Annotated in this window: 1 protein-coding gene; it reads right to left on the bottom strand. The window is 67.7% G+C overall.

Translation table 11 applies throughout. The features are described 5' to 3' along the window. The coding region (locus DEJ02_RS18225) for a WXG100 family type VII secretion target (RefSeq protein WP_181440419.1) at positions 1 to 892 on the bottom strand (892 nt) is incomplete at both ends.

Raw genomic sequence — 892 nt, forward strand, 5'->3', positions numbered from 1 at the left:
CGGGGACGCAGTCGAGCAGGGAGAACGCGAGGTCCCACCCGTCGGCTTCGCCCTTGCTCATCTTGTACAACGTGTCCGCCAACACCACGAGCGCGATCGCCGCGATGACCAACGTCCACGGCCCCGGGATGATCATCGCGATGATCCCACCCACCGCCACGACGACCTTCGCCACCGACACGATGGTCTCCCACGCCTCGGACCCGAAGATCTTGTCCCACGTGGACTGCTTCCCGAGGCCCGCGTCCGCAGCTTCACCGATCTTCGTCGCAGTCCGCTGCTCCGCGTCCTGCCAATCACCCTTCGCATCCGCCACGAGCCGCTTCGCCGCATCGATCCGCGACTGCGCCGCCGAGATGTCCCCCTGCGCCGAGGACACCGACCCCTGCGCGACGGAAGCGTTGTCGGACGCTGCCCGCAACTGCGCCGGCGAGGGAACATCCACCCCGTCCGGCACGTCGGAACCCGCCGGGTACTCGTCGGCGACCTTCGACAGGTCCTTCGACGTCGACTCGTAGTGCGACAACGTCGACTGCGCATCCGCCAACCGGTCCTGCGCCGCGGCGAGGTCCCCGGTGGCGTCCTTCGCATCCGCCAACGCACCATCGGCCCGGTACTGGGTGTCATCGACCGTGTCAGCCCACCCCGACAACGCCGTCGCGGCGAGTTCGTACGAATCGACGAGCTTGGTCAGGTCCGACGGGGTGTCCTCGATCGCGTCGACGAACACATCCGCGGCCTCACCCTCCCAGTCGGTCAGCCACCCGGACCCCTTCACCGACTGCAACCGGGTCGAGGCGTCATCGGCCGCGTCGGAGATGCGCTGGTACTCCCGCGCCATCATCCGCAACGTCGACGGATCACCCTTGACCGGATCATCACCCTGATCGAC

This window comes from Curtobacterium sp. MCLR17_042, assembly GCF_003234695.1.
In the GTDB taxonomy this organism is placed as follows: Bacteria; Actinomycetota; Actinomycetes; order Actinomycetales; family Microbacteriaceae; genus Curtobacterium; species Curtobacterium flaccumfaciens.